The organism is Helicobacter pylori, assembly GCF_003637685.1.
Classification (GTDB): Bacteria; Campylobacterota; Campylobacteria; order Campylobacterales; family Helicobacteraceae; genus Helicobacter; species Helicobacter pylori_CJ.
Window position 1 is genome coordinate 37,298 of record NZ_MVWW01000006.1, and the last position, 22,222, is coordinate 59,519.

Here is a 22,222-nt window from a genome sequence, read left to right on the forward strand (position 1 = left end):
CGCTAAAAAGGGGTTTTAAAATGGATGATTTGCAAGAAATAATGGAAGACTTCTTGATTGAAGCCTTTGAAATGAATGAGCAGTTGGATCAGGATTTAGTGGAATTAGAGCATAACCCTGAAGATTTGGACTTGCTCAATCGCATTTTTAGAGTGGCCCACACCATTAAAGGCTCTAGCTCGTTTTTGAATCTCAACATTCTCACGCATCTCACGCACAACATGGAAGATGTCTTAAATCGCGCCAGAAAGGGCGAAATCAAGATCACGCCTGATATTATGGATGTCGTGTTGCGCTCCATTGATTTGATGAAAACCTTACTCGTAACGATTAGAGATACCGGCTCTGATACTAATAACGGCAAGGAAAACGAGATTGAAGAAGCGGTCAAACAGCTTCAAGCCATTACAAGCCAAAATTTAGAGGGCGCTAAAGAAACTTCAGGGACTAAAGAAACCCCAAAAGAAGTAAAAGAAGAAATTAAAGAAAAAGCGAAAGAAGAAGTTAAAGCAAATAAAACCCCTACTGCAGAAAATTCCGCAAGCGATAACCCGCTAGCCGATGAGCCGGATTTGGATTATGCCAACATGAGCGCTGAAGAAGTGGAAGCGGAAATTGAACGCCTGCTTAACAAGCGCCAAGAGGCCGATAAAGAACGAAGAGCCCAAAAAAAACAAGAAGCCAAACAAGAAGTTACCCCAACAAAAGAACCCCAAAAAACAGAAACCCCCAAAGCCCCTAAAACAGAAACTAAAGCCAAGGCTAAAGCGGATACTGAAGAAAATAAAGCCCCCTCTATTGGCGTGGAGCAAACCGTTAGGGTGGATGTGCGCCGCTTGGATCACTTGATGAATCTAATCGGTGAGCTTGTGTTAGGGAAGAATCGCTTGATTAGAATCTATAGCGATGTGGAAGAGCGCTATGATGGGGAAAAGTTTTTAGAGGAATTAAACCAGGTGGTTTCTTCTATTTCAGCGGTAACGACAGACTTGCAGCTTGCGGTGATGAAAACCCGGATGCAACCAGTGGGCAAGGTGTTCAATAAATTCCCTCGCATGGTGAGGGATTTGAGCCGGGAATTAGGCAAGAGCATTGAATTGATCATTGAGGGCGAAGAAACCGAATTGGACAAATCCATTGTGGAAGAAATTGGCGATCCGCTCATCCACATTATCCGCAACTCATGCGATCATGGGATTGAGCCTTTAGAAGAAAGAAGAAGGCTTAACAAGCCTGAAACCGGTAAAGTGCAATTGAGCGCGTATAATGAGGGTAATCATATTGTGATTAAAATCTCTGATGATGGCAAGGGGTTAGACCCTGTGATGCTTAAAGAAAAAGCGATTGAAAAAGGGGTGATTAGCGAAAGAGACGCTGAAAGCATGAGCGATAGGGAAGCGTTTAACCTCATTTTCAAGCCAGGCTTTTCTACCGCAAAAGTCGTTTCTAATGTTTCAGGCAGAGGCGTGGGCATGGATGTGGTGAAAACCAATATTGAAAAGCTCAATGGGATCATTGAAATTGATTCAGAAGTGGGGGTAGGCACGACTCAAAAGCTTAAAATCCCTCTCACTCTGGCTATCATTCAAGCTTTACTCGTGGGCGTTCAAGAAGAATATTACGCTATCCCGCTTTCTTCGGTTTTAGAAACCGTGCGCATCAGCCAAGATGAAATTTACACCGTTGATGGCAAGAGCGTGTTGCGCTTGAGAGATGAGGTGCTTTCTTTGGTGCGCCTTTCTGATATTTTTAAAGTGGATGCTATTTTGGAATCCAACTCAGATGTGTATGTGGTCATCATTGGCTTGGCTGATCAAAAAATTGGCGTGATTGTGGATTATTTGATCGGTCAAGAAGAAGTGGTCATCAAGTCTTTAGGCTACTATCTTAAAAACACTAGAGGCATTGCCGGTGCTACGGTGAGAGGCGATGGGAAAATCACCCTCATTGTAGATGTGGGGGCGATGATGGATATGGCAAAGAGCATTAAAGTCAATATCACTACCTTGATGAACGAATCAGAAAACACGAAAAGCAAAAATTCCCCTAGCGATTATGTCGTCTTAGCGATTGATGACAGTAGCACGGACAGAGCGATTATCCGCAAGTGTTTGAAACCATTAGGCATCACGCTCTTAGAAGCCACTAATGGGTTAGAGGGCTTAGAGATGCTCAAAAATGGCGATAAGATTCCGGACGCTATTTTAGTGGATATTGAAATGCCTAAAATGGATGGTTACACTTTCGCTTCTGAAGTGCGTAAATACAATAAATTCAAAAACCTGCCTTTGATCGCCGTTACCAGTCGGGTAACTAAAACCGATAGGATGCGTGGCGTTGAATCCGGCATGACTGAATACATCACCAAACCTTATAGCGGTGAATATTTAACCACCGTAGTGAAGCGCAGTATTAAATTAGAAGGAGACCAATCGTGAGCAACCAATTAAAAGATTTATTTGAAAGACAAAAAGAAGCTAGTGCAGGCTCTAAACAAGAAGACAATGAAGAAATTTTGCAATTCATCGGCTTTATTATTGGCGATGAAGAATACGCCATTCCTATTTTAAATATTCTAGAGATTGTCAAACCCATTGGTTACACACGAGTCCCTGAAACCCCAAACTATGTGCTTGGCGTGTTCAATTTAAGGGGTAATGTCTTCCCGTTGATTAGCTTGCGTTTAAAATTTGGCTTGAAAGCTGAAAAGCAAAACAAAGACACTCGTTATCTGGTGGTGCGACATAACGATCAGATCGCTGGGTTTTTCATTGATCGCTTAACTGAAGCCATTCGCATCAAGCAAACGGATATTGACCCGGTGCCAGAGACTTTGAGCGATAACAATAATTTAACTTATGGCATTGGGAAGCAAAACGACAGACTCGTAACCATTTTAAGAGTGGAAGAAATCTTAAAAAAAGACTTTTAAAAACCTTTTCTATCAAACCCTTATGGGTTTTGTGAAAGATTTATCCCATTAAAAGAGTTTGATTAAGCGATAATCTCATGTTAGCGTTTGATTCAAAACAGAGTCTTTTTAATATTTTCTTTTAAAAACAGCATGAAACTTTTTTTAAACGGATTTCAAAAAAACTTCTTATTTTTAGTTTTTATCACCAACACTTTTTAATAAGTGGGGCTTTTGCATTGAGACTTGCTAGATTATAGCCCCCTCCTTTTAAGAATTTCCTATTTCAACACTTTTAAAAGCGCTTCATAATTGGGCTCTTCTAAAATGTTTTGAACGATTTCTTTATAGATAACCACCCCCTTATCATCAAGAACAAACACCGATCGAGCAAGTAAGCCTTGCAAAGAGCCTTTACCTAACAGCACGCCATAACTTTCCCCAAAAGCCTTATACCTAAAATCGCTTAAGACTCTTAAGTCCTTAATGCCTTCAGCGCCGCAAATTTGCCCTTGAGAAAAAGGCAAGTCCATAGAAATAACGCTAAAACTCACAGAAGGCAGTTTGCCAACTTGCTCATTGAAGCGTTTGGCTTGGAGCAAGCAAACCGATCCGGTTAAACTAGGAAGCGCGCTAACGACCTGAAAACGCACGCCCTGCTTCAACAAATTGACTTCTTGCAAATCGCCATTGACCAATTTCACATCAGGGGCTTTATCGCCCACTTTTAAGGTTTTCCCTTCTAACTGATATGTTTCTTCTTTAAAAGTAACTTTTTGCATGGTTAAATCCTTTCTAATGAATTGCTATATTGCGTTCGAATAATAGTCCATTAAGATTAACTTTTAAAAAATTTAAAAAGAATTTGTTTAAAAAGTCGTTTTCATTTTAAAAAACCCCTTAAAATCTACAAAATTTGCATAACGATCCATTTTTAAGAAAAGATTTACCAAAAAGTATTAAAAAATGATTACAATACGGCTATCTAATCACAAGGAGAAAACATGTTTACATTACGAGAGTTGCCTTTTGCTAAAGACAGCATGGGAGATTTTTTAAGCCCTGTAGCGTTTGATTTCCACCACGGGAAACACCATCAAGCTTATGTGAATAATTTGAATAACTTAATCAAAGGCACGGATTTTGAGAAAAGTTCTTTGTTTGATATTTTGACAAAGTCTAGCGGAGGCGTGTTCAATAACGCCGCTCAAATTTACAACCACGATTTTTATTGGGATTGCCTAAGCCCCAAAGCGACTGCCTTAAGCGATGAGTTAAAAGGGGCTTTAGAAAAAGATTTTGGCTCACTAGAAAAATTTAAAGAAGACTTCATTAAGAGCGCGACCACTTTGTTTGGCTCTGGTTGGAATTGGGCAGCGTATAATTTAGACACTCAAAAAATTGAAATCATTCAAACTAGCAACGCTCAAACCCCAGTTACGGATAAAAAAGTGCCGCTTTTGGTGGTGGATGTGTGGGAGCATGCTTATTATATTGACCATAAAAACGCGCGCCCTGTGTATTTGGAAAAATTCTATGGGCATATTAACTGGCATTTTGTCTCTCAATGCTATGAATGGGCGAAAAAAGAAGGCTTAGGCTCAGTGGATTACTACATCAATGAGTTGGTGCATAAAAAAGCTTAAGCGTTACGGCTATTGTGGTTTAAAGGTTTTTAAACCACGCTTCTTTTTTGAATGAAAGACACTCTGTTTAACAAATCTCTAAACAAACGCTTTTGTTTTGATGAGAAAGTCGCTCATGTTTTTGACGACATGCTGGAGCGCTCCATCCCTTATTACCATGAAATGTTAAATTTGGGGGCGTATTTTATCGCTCAAAATTTAAAAGAAAATCTCCATCCTAAGTCCTTGCCTAAGCCCTTGATTTATGATTTGGGCTGTTCTACCGGGAACTTTTTTATCGCGCTTAACCAACAAATCCAACAAGATACTGAGCTTGTAGGGATTGACAATTCCATGCCCATGCTCAAAAAAGCGCAAGAAAAATTAAAAGATTTTAACAATGTCCGTTTTGAATGCATGGATTTTTTAGAGGTTGAGTTTAGAGAAGCGAGCGCGTTTTCATTGCTTTTTGTGTTGCAATTTGTCCGCCCCATGCAAAGAGAGGTGTTGCTTAAAAAGATTTATAACAGCCTTGCGTTGAATGGGGTTTTATTGGTGGGCGAAAAGATCATGAGCGAAGATCGGATATTAGACAAGCAAATGATAGAGCTATACTACCTTTATAAACAAAATCAAGGCTACAGCCACAATGAAATCGCTTTCAAAAGGGAAGCGTTAGAAAATGTGCTTGTGCCTTATAGTTTGAAAGAAAATATCGCGCTTTTAGAAAGCGTGGGGTTTAAGCATGTGGAAGCGGTGTTTAAATGGGTGAATTTCACGCTGTTAGCCGCCAGAAAAACTTGAGTTTTTAAAATAATATATAAAACTTGAATTTTTTAAAACTTGAATTTTTTAAAAAATATCCACAGGATCCATGTTCACATTGCAAGGGATATTGGGGGCGGATTTTAAAAACGCATGCACGCTTTTGATTAGGCTTAAAGGGTTTTTGGAACGCAACAAAATCAGGTAGCGATAAGTAGAGGCGATTTTTTCAATGGGGGCTTTGAAATTAGAGAGCGTTACGCCCTTTTCTAAACACGAAGAAAGGGTTTGAGAGGCTTTTAGGCTCAATTGTTGGGCTTTTTCTTCGTTTTTATGCTTGAATTCCAACAAACACAGCCTTGAAAAAGGTGGGTAGAGTTCGCACCTTTCTTGCAATTCGTATTGTAAAAAATCTTCATAATCTTCTAAGAAATTTTCTAATAGATCGGTTTCAGTGCTTTGAATGAACACTTGACCAGAAATTTGCCTAGCGCTCCTTCCGGCGATTTGATAAAGTAACGACACGCCTTCTTCTAAAGCCCTGTAACTATTAGATTTAATGATATTGTCTATGCCTAAAACAACCGCTAAACTCACTTTAGCGTAATCATGCCCTTTGCTTATCATTTGCGTGCCGATTAAGATATTCGTTTTTTGAGCGTTGAAATCGTTTAAAATATTATGGAGTTTTTTGGGCGTGCTGGTGTGATCTTTATCTAAAACCGCTATTTTAGCCCCCTCTAAAAGGCTTTCTAACTCGTTCAACACTTGCATGGTGCCTATCCTTTTACCCACTAATACTTCGCTTTGACACGCGCTGCAAATTTTAGGGATAGGGCTTGAATAATGGCAATAATGGCACATGAGTTTGTTGGTCTTTAAATGCAAGCTCATATTCACGCTGCAAAAGGGACATTGAACGCTTTTGTAGCAATTTTGGCACAGCAAGGTTTTGAAATTAGCCCTTGTAGGCACAAAAATAATGGCTTGCTCGTTTTTGTCTATCACTTGCTTTAGCGCTTCTAGGAGTTTGGGCGTGATAAAACGCTCAGTCTTTTCAAAAATAATGTTTTTTTGCGTGGGGGTGTAGCGCCCCTTTAAGCGTACTAAAGCCTTATCTTTAAAGCGTTTATAACTATTCAAACTTGGCGTAGCAGAGCCTAAGATCACTTGAATAGGGAATTTATGGGATAAATACAAGCATAAATCCCTAGCGTTATACATAGGGCTTTGATGAGACTTATAAGAAAAGTCATGCTCTTCATCTACAACAATCAAACCCAACTCCTTAAGGGGTAAAAACAACGCGCTTCGTGTGCCTACCACTAATTTGATTTCTTGCGAATAAAGCTTTTCTAAAAATTGTTTTTTTTGATTCTGAGAGAGTTTGCTATGCCACAAGCCTAAACTTTCTTTAAAGACTTTTTTAAGGCGTTGTTGCATTTGAGGGGTGAGGGCGATTTCTGGCACTAACAACAGAGCGCTTTTTTTTTGCTCTAAAATTTGAGCGATTGCATGCATATAAATCTCGGTTTTCCCGCTGCCCGTATCGCCAAAGAGCAAGCTTGCTGGATGTTTTTGCAATTCTTTTAAAGCGTTGGTTTGCGTTTGGCTTAAAACATTGAGGGTAGGCTCAATTTTTTCTAACCCCACTAAATCGCATTCTTTAAAAGGGGTGAAAAGGCTTAAGACTGAAGAAAGATTAGCCGAGTAATATTGAGCGATAAAAATAGCGAGCTCTATTTGAAAGGGGAGTAAAAAATAAGGGGTTTTTTCTAACTCTAGGCATTCAAAAGAGGGTTTTGAAACTTCTTCAAGGACAACGCCCAAAAGCGTTTTATTCCTTAAAGGGATATTGACTAACGCTCCTTTAAGGTGCTGTTCTTTAGAAAAGTAAGTTAAGGGGGGGGTTTTATTTTTTAAAGGAGCGATCAAGTGATAGAACATGATGAGATTTTTTCTAAAAGCTTTTGGAGTTCATTGTGCAAATACTCGTTTTGACAACTTTCATGCAAATAGTCCTTTAAAAGCTCTAAGGCGTTTAATTCTTGGTTATGGAAACGCTCCTTTAGGGCGCGTTTCATCTCATCGCTAAAGGTGTTATTGAGAGAGATTTTATAGCGTTTGCCCAAATAAGTGATTTCTAAGCTATCGTTTTCTAAAGACATGTTTTTAATGGTTTATGACAATAAATCAGAGATTTTGTCATAAATACCTTGAATACCCTTATCTTTAGCGCTCAATTCATCGTATAAAATAGCGATCTGAATGTCTTTTTCTTCATTTTGCGCATTCAGGGTGGTGTTTGCTTGGCGTAAAGCGTTCAACTCTTCTTCTTGTTTTTGGATTTTTTCAATCAGCTCATCAATTTTAGCGCCCAATTGGTTTAACAAACTTAAAGATTGCATCATAAGCCTTTCATGGTTTTTAAAAGTTATTATATCAAAGCTATTAAATTATCGCAAAATACCCCTATCCTCTTAAGGTAATGGCTTTTACTATAAAATAAAGTAACTAAAACCCCATGTTTTAAACCATTCTTATGGTGGTATTTGGTATTTTTGATTACCATAAAACAACAAGATAGAAAGCTTGACAGGGAATGATAAATGCAAAAAAGTATATTCAAAATAACTCTGTTGTTGGTTTTCCTCTTTTTAAGGAATGCTGTTGGTTTAGACGATAAAAAAGCAGCTCCTAAAAGCGTTCAAAATACCCCTAAAAATTTACCCCCTATCCAATTAAGGCTCGATCAAGCCTATGAAGACCTTATCAAAATGTTAGACAATATGGGAAAAAGCACGCAGTATGAGTTCCCCAAAATTAAAGAAATCCTAGAACAAAGCGAAGAGGAATGGCTAGGAGTCGCCCATGAAGAATGCGTGGCGTTAGTCATGTTAATAAGCCCTAAGGCTTCTATTGAAAATAGCCCGATTTATAGGAATTGCTATGAAGCTTATGTGAAGCAAAGAATCCATGATTTATATGATTTTTATATAGAAAGCAAAAAGGTGAAAAGAAAAATCAAAAAAGCCCATAAGCAAGAGGTTGCTATTAAGCAATCCCAGTCCTTAAAAAAAGAGCCGCCTAAAAATGAGCATCAAGAAAACTTGAGACCTAACTTAAAAGATGCGAGTATCCCTAAAGGGTATTATTTGCAAATTGGGGCTTTTTTGAACGCGCCCAGTAAGGATTTTTTGCAAACGCTCAAAACTTTCCCTTACCAAATAAAGAAAAAAGACTCCCTCACGCATTATTTGATTGGCCCTTATAAAACGAAAGAAGAAGCCCTAAAACAGCTTGAAAATGCAATTAAAAGCTTTAAAAATAAGCCTGTGTTGGTGGAAAAGTAATTTTTACTTAGTTTGATTGAATCTTATAAAGCCACCTGGCTATCAATGCGACAAACAAACTCGCGCCCAAAAACGCATAGCCTATCATTTTATAAAGGGGGATAAAGGTTTTTTGAATTTCTTCTTCTATAATAATGATTTTAGAAACCCCTAAGCGGTTAGTTGGGGCGCTGTCTGTGAGGTAAAAACCCTGTTTTTTAAGCGCAAAATAAGGGGTTTTGATCAAGGCGTCATTTTTAAAAGAGGCCACAAACGCCCCGATATTAGAAAATTTGACTTTGTTGTCCGCGTCTAACAAAACAAAGGGGGTGTTTTTGAATCGTTCTTCTAAGATTTTTAAAGGCTCTAAAGAAGAGGCATTATTTAATTCTAAAAGGCTTTTAGCGATCGCATCAGCGGTGTATTGCATGCGTATTTGGGTGTTTTCTAAAAGGTTGTTTTTCGCATAAAAGAAAAATAACGCTAACAAAACCCCCACTAAAAGCAAGGTAGAAAGGGTATAAACGATTAACAAACGCTTTTTCAAAGAATGGGGCATGACAAACCTTTTTATTGATAGCGGGTTGAACAACACGGCTTTTTATGATTGGATTAAAAACGCTCAAACACAACCCTTTTTTCTACCATATTTATTTAATTTTATGGTAAATTTTTGAAAAATTGTTATAATTCCTACACTTTTATTGGTAAATTCATTCAAAAGAAGGAGTTTAGAATATGCTTGATATATGGATAGATATGATAATCTGTATTTTTTATTTGCTCTTTTTTACGACTCCTTACATTGTAGGCGATATTTTGCAATTGAAATTTATCCGCCAAAAGCTCTGCGAGAAGCCTGTTTTACTCCCACAAAAGGATTATGAAGAAGCGGGAAATTATGCCATTAGGAAAATGCAATTATCCATTATTTCTCAAATTTTAGACGGAATCATCTTTGCTAGTTGGGTCTTTTTTGGTTTGACTCATTTAGAAGATTTGACGCATTATTTAAACCTTCCTGAAACGCTAGGTTACTTGGTGTTTGCCTTGTTGTTTTTAGCGATTCAAAGCGTTTTAGCTTTACCCATTAGCTACTACACCACCATGCATTTGGATAAGGAATTTGGCTTTTCTAAAGTGAGCTTGTCGTTGTTTTTCAAGGATTTTTTCAAAGGGTTATCGCTCACTTTAAGCGTGGGGTTGTTGTTGATTTACACTCTCATAATGATCATTGAACATGTGGAGCATTGGGAGATCAGCTCGTTTTTTGTCGTGTTTGTTTTTATGATCTTGGCTAATCTTTTTTACCCTAAAATCGCCCAGCTTTTCAACCAATTCACCCCCTTGAATAATAGGGATTTGGAGAGTCAAATTGAGAGCATGATGGATAAGGTGGGTTTTAAATCTCAAGGCATTTTTGTGATGGACGCTAGCAAGAGGGATGGGCGTTTGAATGCGTATTTTGGGGGATTGGGTAAAAACAAGCGGGTGGTGTTGTTTGACACTTTGATCTCTAAAGTTGGGACAGAAGGGCTTTTAGCCATTTTAGGGCATGAATTAGGGCATTTTAAAAATAAGGATTTGTTGAAAAGTTTAGGGATTATGGGGGGTTTGCTCGCTCTTGTTTTTGCTCTGATCGCTCATTTGCCGCCGTTGGTTTTTGAAGGCTTTAATGTCTCGCAAACGCCAGCGAGTTTGATTGCGATTTTACTCTTGTTTTTGCCGGTGTTTTCCTTTTACGCCATGCCTTTGATCGGGTTTTTTAGCCGAAAAAATGAATACAATGCGGACAAGTTTGGGGCGAGTTTAAGCTCTAAAGAGACTTTAGCCAAAGCGTTAGTGTCCATTGTGAATGAAAATAAAGCGTTCCCCTATTCGCACCCTTTTTATGTTTTCTTGCATTTCACGCACCCGCCCTTATTAGAGCGCTTAAAAGCTTTGGATTACGAAATTGAATGACCCTTTCACAAGCCCTAAACAAAACCAAAAAAGAATTATCGCAAAAAGGCTTTAGGGGGGGGTTAGAGTCTGAAATTTTATTAGGCTTTGTCTTGCAAAAAGAAAGGGTTTTTTTGCACACGCATGAGCATTTGGAATTAAACCACGAAGAAGAGATACGCTTTTTTGAATTGGTGGAAAAGCGCTTGAACGACTGCCCCATAGAGTATTTATTAGGAAGCTGTGATTTTTATGGGCGCTCTTTTTTTGTGAATGATCATGTTTTAATCCCACGGCCTGAAACGGAGTTTTTAGTCCAAAAAGCCCTTGATATTATTTCTCAATACCATTTAAAAGAAATAGGCGAAATCGGCATAGGGAGCGGATGTGTATCCGTGAGTTTGGCTTTAGAAAACCCTAACCTTTCTATTTATGCGAGCGATATTTCACCAAAAGCTTTAGAAGTGGCGTTAAAAAACATTGAACGCTTTTGTCTAAAAGAGCGTGTTTTTTTAAAACAAACGCGCCTTTGGGATCATATGCCCATGATAGAAATGCTTGTCTCTAATCCGCCCTATATCGCTAGAAATTATCCTTTGGAAAAATCCGTTCTCAAAGAACCGCACGAAGCCCTTTTTGGGGGGGTTAAAGGCGATGAAATCTTAAAAGAAATCATTTTTTTAGCCGCTGGATTAAAAATCCCTTTTTTGGTTTGTGAAATGGGGTATGACCAGTTAAAGAGCTTGAAAGAATGCTTGGAGTTTTGCGGTTATTTTGCAGAGTTTTACAAGGATTTGAGCGGCTTTGATAGAGGGTTTGTGGGCGTTTTAAAAAGTTTTTTAAGATAAGGTTAAAACTTAATTACCCTTTTAGTGTTACAATAAAAACACTTAAAACAATAAAGGATGCCGCTCATGTATGTTGAAAAAATTCTCCAATCTTTACAGAAAAAATACCCCTATCAAAAAGAGTTCCACCAAGCCGTCTATGAGGCTATCACTTCGTTAAAACCCCTTTTAGACAGCGATAAAAGCTATGAAAAGCATGCGATTTTAGAGCGTTTGATTGAGCCTGAAAGGGAGATTTTTTTTAGGGTGTGTTGGCTAGATGATAACCATCAAATCCAAGTCAATCGGGGGTGTAGGGTTGAATTCAATTCGGCTATTGGCCCTTATAAGGGGGGCTTGAGATTCCACCCTAGCGTGAATGAAAGCGTGATCAAGTTTTTAGGCTTTGAGCAAGTGTTGAAAAATTCGCTCACCACTTTGGCTATGGGGGGCGCTAAGGGGGGGAGCGATTTTGACCCTAAAGAAAAGAGCGAGCATGAGATCATGCGTTTTTGTCAGGCATTCATGAATGAATTATACCGCCACATTGGAGCCACAACTGATGTGCCAGCTGGGGATATTGGAGTGGGTGAAAGAGAGATTGGCTATCTGTTTGGGCAATACAAAAAATTAGTCAATCGTTTTGAGGGCGTATTGACCGGTAAAGGGCTCACTTATGGGGGGAGCTTGTGCAGAAAAGAAGCTACCGGTTATGGGTGCGTGTATTTTGCAGAAGAAATGCTGCAAGAGAGGAACAGCTCTTTAGAGGGCAAGGTTTGTAGCGTTTCTGGGAGCGGTAATGTCGCTATTTATACCATTGAAAAACTGCTTCAAATAGGCGCTAAACCGGTAACGGCGAGCGATTCTAATGGCATGATTTACGATAAAGACGGCATTGATTTAGAGCTTTTGAAAGAAATTAAAGAAATCCGTCGTGAGAGGATCAAAGAATACGCTTTAGAAAAAAAGAGCGCGAAATACACCCCAACAGAAAATTACCCCAAAGGAGGGAATGCTATATGGCATGTGCCTTGTTTTGCGGCTTTTCCTAGCGCGACTGAGAATGAATTGAGCGTTTTAGACGCTAAAACCCTCCTTTCTAACGGGTGTAAATGCGTGGCTGAAGGGGCGAACATGCCCTCAAGCAATGAAGCGGTTGAATTGTTTTTGCAGGCTAAGATTTCTTATGGTTTGGGCAAGGCGGCTAATGCTGGGGGGGTGAGCGTGAGCGGCTTGGAAATGGCGCAAAATGCGAGCATGCACCCTTGGAGTTTTGAAGTGGTGGATGCGAAATTACACCATATCATGAAAGAGATTTATAAGAATGTCTCTCAAACCGCTAAAGAGTTTAAAGACCCTACTAATTTTGTTTTAGGGGCTAATATCGCTGGTTTTAGAAAAGTGGCGTCTGCGATGATAGCCCAAGGGGTTTGATTACCCCCAATTTTACAAACCCAATTTTTTAACCCATCTCCTTACAGCGCGCAACAAAGGCAAGGATTTTTGATAAGCTTTGCGATAGATTTTAAAAGTGGTGTTTTGAGAGAGTTCTAATAAAGGCGAGGCGTTTTGTAAAAGGCGTTCATAATTAACCCTCAAATCATCATAATTAACCCTCAAATCATCAATAGATATTAAAGGCTCATTCAAATCACGATAGAAAATGAAAGGGTTATTATGATAAATCGTGTCGTTTTCTAAAATCGTTTTAAAAAAATCTAGGATTTTTTTAAAACTCAAATCTTGGTAAAAGTAAGCTTTCCCATCAAGGGTGTTTAAAGGGTTTTCATAGAGCATGTCTAAATAAGCGTTTGGGTGCGTGTGCAAGTATCTCACATAATCAATCGCTTCATCAAAGTTTTTAAAATCACAAACATTCACAAAACTCTTAGGGTTAAAATCTTTCGCCACGCTAGGACTCCCCCAATAAATAGGAATGGTGTGGCTGAAGTAAGCGTCAATGATTTTTTCGGTTACATAGCCATAGCCTTGAGTGTTTTCAAAACACAGATTGAATTTGTATTGGCTTAAAAACTCGCTCTTGTTTTTGACCTTATAGCCTAGAGTGTTTTTCACGCTCCCTCCCCCAGTAACCGGCTCAATAGAATTTAAAGCGTCATAGAAAGCGTTCCTTTTAGGAGCGTTAGGGTTGCTCGCGACAAAGCTCGCAAACCCTCTTTTCAAAGGATCGCTCTCATCATTCACTACTGCGCATAAATGGGGGTGGTTTTCTTTAAAATGATGGGAAGGTTTTTTTAAAGTATAAAGGCTGTCAGTTTTGAGTTTGTAGGGGGCGGTGGTGTCATTCACGCTCTCTGCTTTATAATGCAAGCTAGCGTAATATAAAGGCATTCTCAAATAACGATCTCTAAAGTCCAATTCATCAAAACCTATGGCGTAATCAAAGAGGTTGAAATTAGGGACTTCATTTTCACCAGTGTAAAACACTCGTTTGGTGTTTTTGTAGGATAGGATTTTTCTGGCTGATCCAATAGGACTGCCAAAGACCAGGTCTGCGGGTTTGTTGGGGTTTTGGTGGAGGGTGATTGTGTAGTGTTGGCTAAGGATAAAATACAGAGTGCTCTTTTTAAATTCTTCAGCGCCTCCCCACCAATTCGCCACAGCGATTTTTAGGGGGGGGGGGGTGGATTTAAAGGTAATTTTTTTTTAATTGGAGCGCTTTCTATAAAGGCGTCTAGTAAGGGCTGAAACATTTTTATCCTTTAAACCAATTTAGGCAAACTCAAATGGCGTTTGAAATACGCCAAGATCACGAGAACGAAAGGTATCGCTACCAAAAAGTATAAAAAAGTAGGGATCGGCAAGGGATCGCCTGCGGCATAGCTGTGCAAGCCAGAAAGGTAGTAATTCACGCCAAAATAAGTCATTAAAACCGAATAAAACCCTAGCACGCTGCTGCTCGCTAAAATAAAGGGCCAATTTTGAGAGCCTAAAAAACGCAAATGCAAGATCAAGGCATAGACACAAATAGAAATCAACGCCCAGGTTTCTTTAGGATCCCACCCCCAATAGCGCCCCCAAGATTCATTCGCCCACACCCCGCCTAAGAAATTCCCGGCCGTGAGCATGAACAGGCCTAAAATCATGCTCATTTCATTGATAGCGCTAATGGAAAGGATGGTTTTGTCTAAATTGAAACGCCCTTGTTTGCGCAAGATAAACAAAACCAAACTCAAAATCCCTAGCACAAAACACAAGCCCAAAAAACCATAACTAGCGGTAATGACAGAGACATGGATATTGAGCCAATAGGATTTTAATACCGGCACTAAATGGCCGATTTGAGGGTCCATAAAGCCTAAATGAGCCACAAAGAGCGCGATACCGGCTAAAAAGCTAGAAGCCGATAGCGCGAGTTTGGAGCGTAAAACAAACCCTGCAACAACAGAAGCCCATGCGATATAAAGCATGGACTCATAAGCGTTGCTCCAAGGCGAATGCCCGCTCACATACCAACGCAAAATGAGACCGATAGAATGAGCGATCGCGCAAAGCAAGATAGCCATATAAAGGGTTTTAGTGAGCCAAATATTAGGAGGGGTGTTTTTAACCAGAGAACTGATCACAACGATAAAAAGCAACGACCCCAAAAGGATATAAGGCAAGGTCAGGCTGTTAAAAAAATTGGTGTGGTTTAAAAAAATTTCAGAATCAACTTTAGAAGAGGGTAAATAGAGGTTTTTGGCATGCTCTTTTTGGTAAATGTTTAAATCTTTTAGGGTTTTTTCTACTTTATCCCATTGATTGGTTTTTAAAGCGTCATCAAACCCGCTAAAAATATTTTTTAAAAAATTTTGTGCCACGCTTGAAATTTCTTTATTGGGGCTGTTGATCGCTTCAATGGGCGAGAGCCAAGCGGTGGTTTTATCGTTAGGGAAAATGCGTAAAAATTGAGCGCTAAAAAGCGTATAAACTAAGTTGATGCGCTCATCTACTTTTAAGACATCTTTATCCAACTCGTTGCGCGCGTTAGGAGATTTTTGATTGACTTCTTCAACCCGATTTTTTAATTTATACCCACGGCTATCAAACGCATCTCTAAAAGCGATACGGCTTTCGTCTAAAGGCGTGCCAATAAGCTTTCTTAAGGCTTTATTGGAAGTGTAAATCATCTTAACGCTACGCCAATCATTGGGGAAAAACATGATCCCTAAAAGCACCTGCATGGCGTTTAGCCCTTGAAAATCATCTTTTCTTAAAATCTTATGGACATATTCAATGCTAATGGTATCAAGGGGTTTGATACGCCCGTCAAAATCCTGGACTTGAAGCCTTTGAAAGGCTTTTAAGTGGTCTTTGGAATACTCTCTTAAACGTTTCAAACGCTCTAAAATCGCGCTTTTAGAATCTTCTTTATTAGTAGAATTTTCTATCTTTTGTCGCTCAATTTTAGCGCTTTTGCCCCCATGCATGTCAATTTGGCCTTCATTGGCGAACGAAGAAGTAAAAGGGCTGATTAGAATTAAAGCGAGCAAGAAACTAGCGGCTTGTTGGGATTTTAAAAAGCGTGAAAGCTTTAAAAAACGCCCGTTTTTATCCAAAAGCAACCACAAAGCCCCCAAAATAAGCATCGCATACCCTAAATAAGTGGGGATTTTACCCGGGTCTTTATTGACAGAAAGGATCGTGCCTTTTTCATCCATGTCATAAGAAGATTGGAAAAAGCGATAACCTTCATAATCTAAAACATGGTTCATAAAAATCCTATAAGGTTTGATTAAAGTGTTATCCAATTTCAACACTTCCACTTCTGAAGCGTAAGATGAAGGACTCATAGAGCCAGCGTAGCGCTCTAATTCAAAACGCTTCAATTTGATTTGAAAAGGCAATTCAATGTAAGCGGATCCAAAACTTAAAGAGAGCTTATCGTCTTTAAACATCTCGCTTTCTTCTACGCCTTCATTCCTGTTGGTTTTAATGAGGTTGAATTTGCGACTCACGCCGTTATAAGTCGCCTTTAACACTAAAATGGTAGCATCATCTTTTTTAATGGCGTTTTGCTTGTAAATCTCTAAGGGTTCTAAAATCAAAGGCTTGTGATCTAATGTGGCATGAATGGGTTTTAATCGTTTGGAATAATAAAAGGTTAAAGGCGTTTTTAAAGAAAGTTTTTTTTCGTCGTTTAGGGTGATATTAAGATAAGTGTCCGCGCTTTCAAAAGAGCTTTGAGCGCTGTTTTCTCGCACATGCATAAGCCCTTCTACGCCAAAAAAGCGTGTGATGGCTGCCCCTAAAATGATGAAAATCAAAGAGCTGTGGAAAAAAAGGCTCGCATACCTTTTGCGCTCCAAAGCTTTAGATTTAATGAATGTGCCTATTAAAACCACCAACAAATACGCATGCAAGAAATTAAACCAAGGGGTGTTATACACAATAGCCTTACTCGCACTCGTGCCGTAATCGTTTTCTATAAAAGTGGCTATCGCGCACGCTAAGGCGTAAAGGGCGATTAAAGGGATAGCGACCCAAAAAGAAGCCAGCAAAAAAGAAAGCAGGCTTTTGAGATTCTTCATTAGACTTTCCTAGTTAGACTTGCTTTTAGAAAGGTTGGTTTTATACTTGATGTAAGCCTTTAATTTTTTAGTGAGATCCTCATCGTTTTTCGTGTCTTGATACTTCCCATCGCCGATAAATTCTAGCACCGCTAAAAATTGTGTAGAAGGCATATAGCCGGGCAATTCATAGATGGTTTTACCGGTTTTATCGGATAAAATAATCGTAGGGGTGGATTGGACGGCATAAATTTGCTCTAATTCTTCTGTAGACATTTTGATTTCTTTTTCATTATTTTTATCGCCAACTTTAAAATTATGCTCTTTGGAGTAGCTGATATTGACATAGTAAGCACTAAAATGCTCTTTAATGTAGTCGCGCAATTCTTTGACATTCTTGAGATCTTTTTTAAACCTTTCGCAATAGGAGCAACCATTACGCCCAAAAACCAAAAGCATGTATTTATCATTAGGGCTAATGGACTTATTGTCTAAAAAAACATCTTCTAAACCGGCGTAACTCTTTTTGTCTATGTTGTCTCGCTCATCGTTTAGTTCTTTGGAGCTTTGAGAGCCAGAGCTTAAAAGATTTTCATCTAACTTGTCTTTATTGTTGGATTTGCAAGCGCTTAAAAGTAGCGAAATCAATAACAACACGCTTAAAAATTTCTTGGAAACATAAGAGAGTGAAAACATGCAATAACCTTTATCTTTTAATGGGTTTGAAAACTAGGTATCTTACTACAATAATCGCTTTTTTATGCGCATTTTACTCTTCCTTGAGGTTTTTAACCCGTTCAATGATAAATTTTGCAAACTCTATGGAATCGTTTAAGCATGGGCAAACTAAATATTCCTTAATTGCCAAGCGCTCTGCCATCAAGCGGTATTGCATGTCTAATTCATAGATCGTTTCAGAATTATCAATCGTAAAAGCTAAAGGATAGATGATAATGTTAGATTTGCGGTGCTTTTCTATCAATTCTTCAGTGCTTGGCTCTAGCCATTTCATAGGCCCTAGCTTGGATTGGTAAGAGAGTAAAACCTCTTTAAAATAGATATTTTTTTGTTGCATCAACTCTTTTAACAAACTCACATGGTGTTCGCATTCTTGCTGGTAAGTATCGCCGGCATCAATAACGCTTTTAGGTAATCCATGGACGGAAAAGATTAAGACAAAATCCTGGCTTTTGTGGTTGTTTAGGGTGCTTAAAATCGTGTTTAAAATGATTTCATTAAGCTTTTTATCAGCATAAAAGCGCTCTATTACCCGCACCTTGGGGCGGAAAGTTTCTAAGGATTTGAGAGCGTTAAAAGCGTCATTGAAACTAGAAAGCGTGGTGGTGCTAGAATATTGAGGATACATGGAAAAAAACACCAAGCTTTCTACCTCTTTTAAGGCTAAATCTTGCAACACCATAGACGCATAAGGGGGGGTATAACGCATCGCATAAGTGTAAAAGCGAGAAGGATCCAATTCGTTCAAACGCTCTGTAAGGGCGAATGTGATAGGCGTTAAAGGGGATTTGCCTCCTAATTTTTCATAGATTTTTTTGGATTTTTCTATGCGGCTATTGACGATCATTTTACCCACCATTTTACGCATGAAATTATTTTTAATGGTAAGGATAAAGGGGTCATCAAACATGTTTTTTAAAAACACCCCTACTTCATAAAGGCTGTTAGGCCCTCCCATATTCAAAAGAACAACCGCTTCTTTAGGGGATTTTGTGGCGTTATTTTCTAAATTATTGAGCTTTTCATTGATCAAATTCATTAGCACATGCTAAAATAAAACGATTAATAAAAAATAAATCGTTAGAAAGAAGTTAATGTTGGAGATGAGTTTGCAAGCATTAAATACACAAGATTCTTCTGTGATGGCTCAATCCTTGCTTGTCCATGCCTTTTTTGCCGCTTTGCTTGCCCTAGCCTTTATAATCAATCTTTACACCCTTTTTAAAGAAAAGAATTTTATCCAATTGAACCGAAAAATCTATCTTGTCATGCCAGCGATTTATATTCTTTTAAGCATCGCTCTTTTGAGCGGGATTTTTATTTGGGCGATGCAGCAATTTGAATTTTCTTTTAGCGCTGTTGTCATGCTTTTGGGGTTGTTGTTGATGCTGATAGCAGAAATCAAACGCCATAAAAGCGTGAAATTCGCTATCACTAAAAAAGAAAGGATGGAAGCGTATATTAAAAAGGCTAAAATCCTGTATTTTTTAGAAACGATTCTTATTGTTGTGTTAATGGGCCTTTGAATGCGTTTTGTCTACCACCCTTTAGCCAAAGAGCCTATTTTAAAAATAGAAGGCGAGAGTTATACCCATTTATACCGATCAAGGCGTATCAAAAGCGCGAGTCGTTTGGATTTAAGGAATTTAAAAGACGGCTTTTTATACACCTATGAGCATGCAGAAATCACTAAAAAACACGCCCTTTTAAGGCTAGTGGGCGCGCAACCATTAGAGATTATGGCTAATAAAAAAACGCATTTGATTTTAAGCGTGATTGAAATCAAAAGCATTGAAAAAATTTTGCCCTTTCTTAACCAATTAGGCGTGAATAAATTAAGCCTATTTTATGCGGATTTTAGCCAGCGTAATGAAAAAATAGACAGCGCCAAATTAGAGCGTTTTCAAAAGATTCTGATTAATTCTTGCGAGCAATGCGGTCGCAGCGCTTTAATGGAATTGGAAGCGTTTTCAAACACCAAAGAGGTGTTAAACGCCTACCCAAAAGCGAGCGTTTTGGATTTTAACGGCAAAACCTTGCCCGCAAGTGCGAATTTTGAAAATGGCGTTATCATAGGGCCTGAAGGAGGCTTTAGCGAACAAGAAAGAGGGTATTTTAAAGAGCGTGAAATTTATCGCATCCCGTTAGATATGGTGCTAAAATCTGAGAGCGCATGCGTGTTTGTAGCGAGTGTCGCGCAAGTTTAGGGGGTATCGCAAAAGTTTTAAAAATAAAATTTTAAAAACTTAAGATCTTAATTTTTTGCTAAAAAGTTTGAGTTAAAGCCAATTTTTAACCCCTAAAATACCCACCCATAATTAAAAAACACTTTAAAATGGCTGCCCCCTTCATTCAAAACAACAGAGTTCGCATAGATGCCATTATTAGAAGCGATTTCAATACCGCTTTGGATTAAAGGAACGCTAATGCCTATGGAATATTTAGAATGCTTATAGCGGTAATTAAACCCAGTAACTATATCTAAATTACCGCTTCCTTTGACCTGGTTGAAAACATAGTAGCTATTGTATAATCCCCTTAACCCCCCAAACACCCCAAAAGAGGAAGCAAAAACTTTTTTAGTTGGATTGCCTTGCTTTTTATTAGTATAAGTGGTGATGAAATCAAACAACACATCCATTCCCCCACCATAGCTTAATTGCTGGATTTTTTCGTTATTGGCTTGAGCGTAGTTGTATTTGATGATGCCGTAATAGGCTAACCCGATGTAGTCATTGAAATAATGTTGGTAGCCTATTTTAACATTGGCCCCTAAAATAGGGCTTCTAAAAGATTGTTGGGTGCTAGAAGTTAAAAAACTCTGATTGAATGCGTTAAACACAGAGCTAGCGAAAGCTCTTGCGTTCAAACTGGCGTCTAAGTAGTTGGCTTGACTGCTCAAGTTAGCGAAATTAATGGGTAGGGCGTTTTGATTGATGAGCTGTTGCCAAACAGCGGTAGTAACCCCTATAAGCCCGGCAGGGACTTGAGCGCAATTGGTGTAGATGGAATTGGGGTAGTTGCCCGCTGTGTAGGCTTGGTGGTTGTCCTTATAAAAAGAGCATACATTGTAGGTGTAACCATCCTGATCTTTCACTTCTTTTCCGTTTGTAAATTTTAGTTCTTCTTTTCCATTGATTAATTCTTCTTTCCCACCCTCACATTCTTGTATGGCTCCGCCGTTTTCTTGACACAAGCGCACCCTTTGATAAGTCATGTTCCCGTTATGCGTATAGCCTTTAGTGTGGCTAAATTCATGGATAATATCTCTTAATTCCACAATATCAACTTTGTTCAAGGTTTTACCAAACAATTTTTCAGGATTTAAGGCAGAAGCTTCTATCCCTAGATTGCCATCATTCTCATCAAGTTCATACCCTAGCCCCACAAACCCTGATTTTAGGATATTCACTTCAAGATTGATCGTTCTTCTAAACGCATCTATAACGGATTGTGGGGTTAGCACGTATTTTTCATAGATGGGAGCGACACGCCCGTTATTGAAAGGATTCACGCACTTAGGAAAGTCAGAGCCACACTCTGATGGGCTGTTAGAAAACTCAAAAGGAGCGTTTAAAACGGCCTCTTCCCACGATTTAGAGTCAAACACCGCAATCATATCTAGCATTAAATTGGTCAATTCTTCTGCGGTTTTTGGGGTGAAATCTGACACGCAATCATTGCAATTACCTTTAAAATTGTTGGTATCGGCATTCTCATAACTCATCGTTACATTGGTTGTGATTTGACTGAGTTTTTGAAACAAACTCTGCGTGTTAGCATCAGAAAATTGTGTGGCAGTGGCTTGAAGTTGTTGGTAATTAAAGCTATCAACTTGTTCAAATTCTGAATCATTAAACAAGCTCGCAGGCAGAATGATTTGAGAATCTTTAGGGATAGTCTCTATCACGCCTAAATTGACTACCTTGCCTTGAGCGTCTTTAAAACTCAGTTCAACATTGTTTAAATTATAAGGCAGAAAGTTTTGTACGGTTACGCTCCCATTAACCATATTCGCATACACAGGGCTTTGAGAATAAAAAGTTAAGCCCTTTTCTATATTGTCCGTGGTGAATAAAGCCGTTGCGTTTTTTAAAATAGTGCTTTGGGGTATGTAGTATTTTCCATAGGCGCTTTGGGGGGTGGCTGTATCGCTTTTGTTTTGTTCTTTGGGTTGCTCTTTAATTTGTGGGTGGGTTAGGGGGTTTTCATAGATTTTTTGGGTGTTTTGGGTGTTTTGAGCTGTTGTTTCTTCTTTAGTTTGCGTTCCTTCTAATAACCCAGTTTCAAACCCGGCTTCTATAAAAAAGCCGTCTTTTTGGTGTTTTTGAAAGGCTTCTAAAGGATTGAACAAACCGATTAAGGACAAACAAATCGTTCTGCTAACGAGTTTTAGCATGGTATTTTCCTAAATTTCCTAAATGGTTTAGCGTTTTACTCTCAAAGAGTTTGTAACTCAATCAAACTGAAGTTTCGTATTATAATACATTTTTAAGAAATTGCGGTATTGTTTGTATTAAAAAACGAATAACACTGATAAAGAAAGACCTTGATTGTTATGGGAATGGAT

The 22,222-nt window shown here is 38.7% G+C and carries 19 protein-coding genes and 1 pseudogene; 10 read left to right on the forward strand and 10 right to left on the reverse strand.

Annotated elements, in window-relative coordinates:
- The first annotated feature begins 20 nt into the window (after window positions 1-20).
- The gene (gene cheAY2, locus EAL44_RS05410; RefSeq protein WP_121075578.1) at window positions 21-2,438 is read left to right on the forward strand and encodes a chemotaxis histidine kinase/response regulator CheAY2; all 2,418 of its coding nucleotides are present in this window, start codon (window positions 21-23) and stop codon (window positions 2,436-2,438) included.
- Window positions 2,435-2,932 carry a chemotaxis protein CheW gene (gene cheW, locus EAL44_RS05415; protein WP_000070766.1) on the forward strand — a complete coding sequence of 166 codons (498 nt, stop codon included), beginning with the start codon at window positions 2,435-2,437 and terminating at the stop codon, window positions 2,930-2,932. The genes cheAY2 and cheW overlap by 4 nt, the downstream gene beginning before the upstream one ends.
- A 260-nt stretch (window positions 2,933-3,192) precedes the next feature.
- Here the strand turns inward: cheW and tpx are convergent, their stop codons facing one another.
- Complete coding sequence (tpx, locus tag EAL44_RS05420; protein WP_121075581.1) at window positions 3,193-3,693, reverse strand: thiol peroxidase; 501 nt, start codon at window positions 3,691-3,693, stop codon at window positions 3,193-3,195.
- Window positions 3,694-3,915: 222 nt separating this feature from the next.
- Here tpx and sodB point away from each other — a divergent pair, with 222 nt between their 5' ends.
- On the forward strand, window positions 3,916-4,557 hold the full coding sequence (gene sodB, locus EAL44_RS05425) for a superoxide dismutase [Fe] (RefSeq protein WP_000494609.1): 642 nt from the start codon (window positions 3,916-3,918) through the stop codon (window positions 4,555-4,557).
- A 51-nt stretch (window positions 4,558-4,608) separates the two neighbouring features.
- Window positions 4,609-5,340, forward strand: a complete 732-nt coding sequence (gene cmoA / locus EAL44_RS05430) for a carboxy-S-adenosyl-L-methionine synthase CmoA (RefSeq protein ID WP_121075583.1) — start codon at window positions 4,609-4,611, stop codon at window positions 5,338-5,340.
- Between the two features lie 48 nt (window positions 5,341-5,388).
- Here cmoA and EAL44_RS05435 read toward each other — a convergent pair whose 3' ends face one another.
- The 3 genes from EAL44_RS05435 to zapB are packed head-to-tail and all read right to left on the reverse strand — an operon-like array spanning window position 5,389 to window position 7,709.
- Complete coding sequence (locus tag EAL44_RS05435) at window positions 5,389-7,248, reverse strand: primosomal protein N' (RefSeq protein WP_121075585.1); 1,860 nt, start codon at window positions 7,246-7,248, stop codon at window positions 5,389-5,391.
- Window positions 7,233-7,469, reverse strand: a complete 237-nt coding sequence (locus EAL44_RS05440; RefSeq protein ID WP_000051167.1) for a hypothetical protein — start codon at window positions 7,467-7,469, stop codon at window positions 7,233-7,235. The genes EAL44_RS05435 and EAL44_RS05440 overlap by 16 nt, the downstream gene beginning before the upstream one ends.
- A gap of 12 nt (window positions 7,470-7,481) precedes the next feature.
- Window positions 7,482-7,709, reverse strand: a complete 228-nt coding sequence (gene zapB, locus EAL44_RS05445; RefSeq protein WP_162970374.1) for a cell division protein ZapB — start codon at window positions 7,707-7,709, stop codon at window positions 7,482-7,484.
- 201 nt (window positions 7,710-7,910) lie between these two features.
- Between zapB and EAL44_RS05455 the strand changes: the two genes are divergently transcribed.
- Window positions 7,911-8,654 (forward strand): SPOR domain-containing protein, encoded by a 744-nt coding sequence (locus EAL44_RS05455; protein WP_121075593.1) that lies wholly within the window; start codon window positions 7,911-7,913, stop codon window positions 8,652-8,654.
- A 7-nt stretch (window positions 8,655-8,661) separates the two neighbouring features.
- On the opposite strand, the gene EAL44_RS05460 is transcribed toward EAL44_RS05455, so the two are convergent.
- A complete protein-coding gene (locus EAL44_RS05460; protein WP_121075596.1) occupies window positions 8,662-9,192 on the reverse strand; it encodes a hypothetical protein in 531 nt (176 codons plus the stop codon).
- 179 nt (window positions 9,193-9,371) lie between these two features.
- On the opposite strand from EAL44_RS05460, the gene EAL44_RS05465 reads away from it, so the two are divergent.
- The 3 genes from EAL44_RS05465 (at window position 9,372) to gdhA (ending at window position 12,835) form a co-directional block, all read left to right on the forward strand.
- On the forward strand, window positions 9,372-10,595 hold the full coding sequence (locus tag EAL44_RS05465) for a M48 family metallopeptidase (protein ID WP_121075599.1): 1,224 nt from the start codon (window positions 9,372-9,374) through the stop codon (window positions 10,593-10,595).
- The gene (locus EAL44_RS05470) at window positions 10,592-11,422 is read left to right on the forward strand and encodes a peptide chain release factor N(5)-glutamine methyltransferase (protein WP_121075602.1); all 831 of its coding nucleotides are present in this window, start codon (window positions 10,592-10,594) and stop codon (window positions 11,420-11,422) included. Before EAL44_RS05465 ends, EAL44_RS05470 begins: the two co-directional genes overlap by 4 nt.
- A 66-nt stretch (window positions 11,423-11,488) precedes the next feature.
- Complete coding sequence (gene gdhA, locus EAL44_RS05475; protein WP_121075605.1) at window positions 11,489-12,835, forward strand: NADP-specific glutamate dehydrogenase; 1,347 nt, start codon at window positions 11,489-11,491, stop codon at window positions 12,833-12,835.
- 12 nt (window positions 12,836-12,847) lie between these two features.
- Here gdhA and EAL44_RS05480 read toward each other — a convergent pair.
- The 4 genes and pseudogenes from EAL44_RS05480 to hemH all read right to left on the reverse strand — a co-directional run bounded on the left by EAL44_RS05480 (window position 12,848) and on the right by hemH (window position 18,691).
- Window positions 12,848-14,115: pseudogene (locus tag EAL44_RS05480) on the reverse strand (glycosyltransferase family 10 domain-containing protein).
- A 9-nt stretch (window positions 14,116-14,124) separates the two neighbouring features.
- Window positions 14,125-16,935 carry a cytochrome c biogenesis protein gene (locus EAL44_RS05485; RefSeq protein ID WP_121075608.1) on the reverse strand — a complete coding sequence of 937 codons (2,811 nt, stop codon included), beginning with the start codon at window positions 16,933-16,935 and terminating at the stop codon, window positions 14,125-14,127.
- Window positions 16,936-16,944: 9 nt separating this feature from the next.
- Window positions 16,945-17,610, reverse strand: coding sequence for a SoxW family protein (locus tag EAL44_RS05490; RefSeq protein WP_121075611.1), 666 nt, complete (start codon window positions 17,608-17,610; stop codon window positions 16,945-16,947).
- A 73-nt stretch (window positions 17,611-17,683) separates the two neighbouring features.
- A complete protein-coding gene (gene hemH / locus EAL44_RS05495; protein WP_121075614.1) occupies window positions 17,684-18,691 on the reverse strand; it encodes a ferrochelatase in 1,008 nt (335 codons plus the stop codon).
- Between the two features lie 55 nt (window positions 18,692-18,746).
- Here hemH and EAL44_RS05500 point away from each other — a divergent pair, with 55 nt between their 5' ends.
- Together EAL44_RS05500 and EAL44_RS05505 are read left to right on the forward strand one after the other, a co-directional pair.
- Entirely contained in the window at window positions 18,747-19,178 is a 432-nt protein-coding gene (locus EAL44_RS05500; RefSeq protein ID WP_121075617.1) for a hypothetical protein, read from the forward strand.
- Complete coding sequence (locus EAL44_RS05505; RefSeq protein WP_121075620.1) at window positions 19,179-19,859, forward strand: 16S rRNA (uracil(1498)-N(3))-methyltransferase; 681 nt, start codon at window positions 19,179-19,181, stop codon at window positions 19,857-19,859.
- Window positions 19,860-19,951: 92 nt separating this feature from the next.
- Here the strand turns inward: EAL44_RS05505 and EAL44_RS05510 are convergent, their stop codons facing one another.
- Window positions 19,952-22,051, reverse strand: a complete 2,100-nt coding sequence (locus EAL44_RS05510) for a porin family protein (protein WP_121075623.1) — start codon at window positions 22,049-22,051, stop codon at window positions 19,952-19,954.
- Between the last annotated feature and the right edge of the window lie 171 nt (window positions 22,052-22,222).

Bases quoted from the DNA above. Each gene is read 5' to 3' on its own strand.
- tpx (WP_121075581.1), bottom strand. From the start codon at position 3,693: ATGCAAAAAGTTACTTTTAAAGAAGAAACATATCAGTTAGAAGGGAAA.
- EAL44_RS05510 (WP_121075623.1), bottom strand. From the start codon at position 22,051: ATGCTAAAACTCGTTAGCAGAACGATTTGTTTGTCCTTAATCGGTTTG.
- zapB (WP_162970374.1), bottom strand. From the start codon at position 7,709: ATGCAATCTTTAAGTTTGTTAAACCAATTGGGCGCTAAAATTGATGAG.
- cmoA (WP_121075583.1), top strand. From the start codon at position 4,609: ATGAAAGACACTCTGTTTAACAAATCTCTAAACAAACGCTTTTGTTTT.
- EAL44_RS05435 (WP_121075585.1), bottom strand. From the start codon at position 7,248: ATGTTCTATCACTTGATCGCTCCTTTAAAAAATAAAACCCCCCCCTTA.
- EAL44_RS05490 (WP_121075611.1), bottom strand. From the start codon at position 17,610: ATGTTTTCACTCTCTTATGTTTCCAAGAAATTTTTAAGCGTGTTGTTA.
- hemH (WP_121075614.1), bottom strand. From the start codon at position 18,691: ATGAATTTGATCAATGAAAAGCTCAATAATTTAGAAAATAACGCCACA.
- EAL44_RS05485 (WP_121075608.1), bottom strand. From the start codon at position 16,935: ATGAAGAATCTCAAAAGCCTGCTTTCTTTTTTGCTGGCTTCTTTTTGG.
- EAL44_RS05460 (WP_121075596.1), bottom strand. From the start codon at position 9,192: ATGCCCCATTCTTTGAAAAAGCGTTTGTTAATCGTTTATACCCTTTCT.
- cheAY2 (WP_121075578.1), top strand. From the start codon at position 21: ATGGATGATTTGCAAGAAATAATGGAAGACTTCTTGATTGAAGCCTTT.
- EAL44_RS05455 (WP_121075593.1), top strand. From the start codon at position 7,911: ATGCAAAAAAGTATATTCAAAATAACTCTGTTGTTGGTTTTCCTCTTT.
- EAL44_RS05505 (WP_121075620.1), top strand. From the start codon at position 19,179: ATGCGTTTTGTCTACCACCCTTTAGCCAAAGAGCCTATTTTAAAAATA.
- EAL44_RS05500 (WP_121075617.1), top strand. From the start codon at position 18,747: ATGTTGGAGATGAGTTTGCAAGCATTAAATACACAAGATTCTTCTGTG.
- EAL44_RS05440 (WP_000051167.1), bottom strand. From the start codon at position 7,469: ATGTCTTTAGAAAACGATAGCTTAGAAATCACTTATTTGGGCAAACGC.
- EAL44_RS05470 (WP_121075602.1), top strand. From the start codon at position 10,592: ATGACCCTTTCACAAGCCCTAAACAAAACCAAAAAAGAATTATCGCAA.
- gdhA (WP_121075605.1), top strand. From the start codon at position 11,489: ATGTATGTTGAAAAAATTCTCCAATCTTTACAGAAAAAATACCCCTAT.
- EAL44_RS05465 (WP_121075599.1), top strand. From the start codon at position 9,372: ATGCTTGATATATGGATAGATATGATAATCTGTATTTTTTATTTGCTC.
- sodB (WP_000494609.1), top strand. From the start codon at position 3,916: ATGTTTACATTACGAGAGTTGCCTTTTGCTAAAGACAGCATGGGAGAT.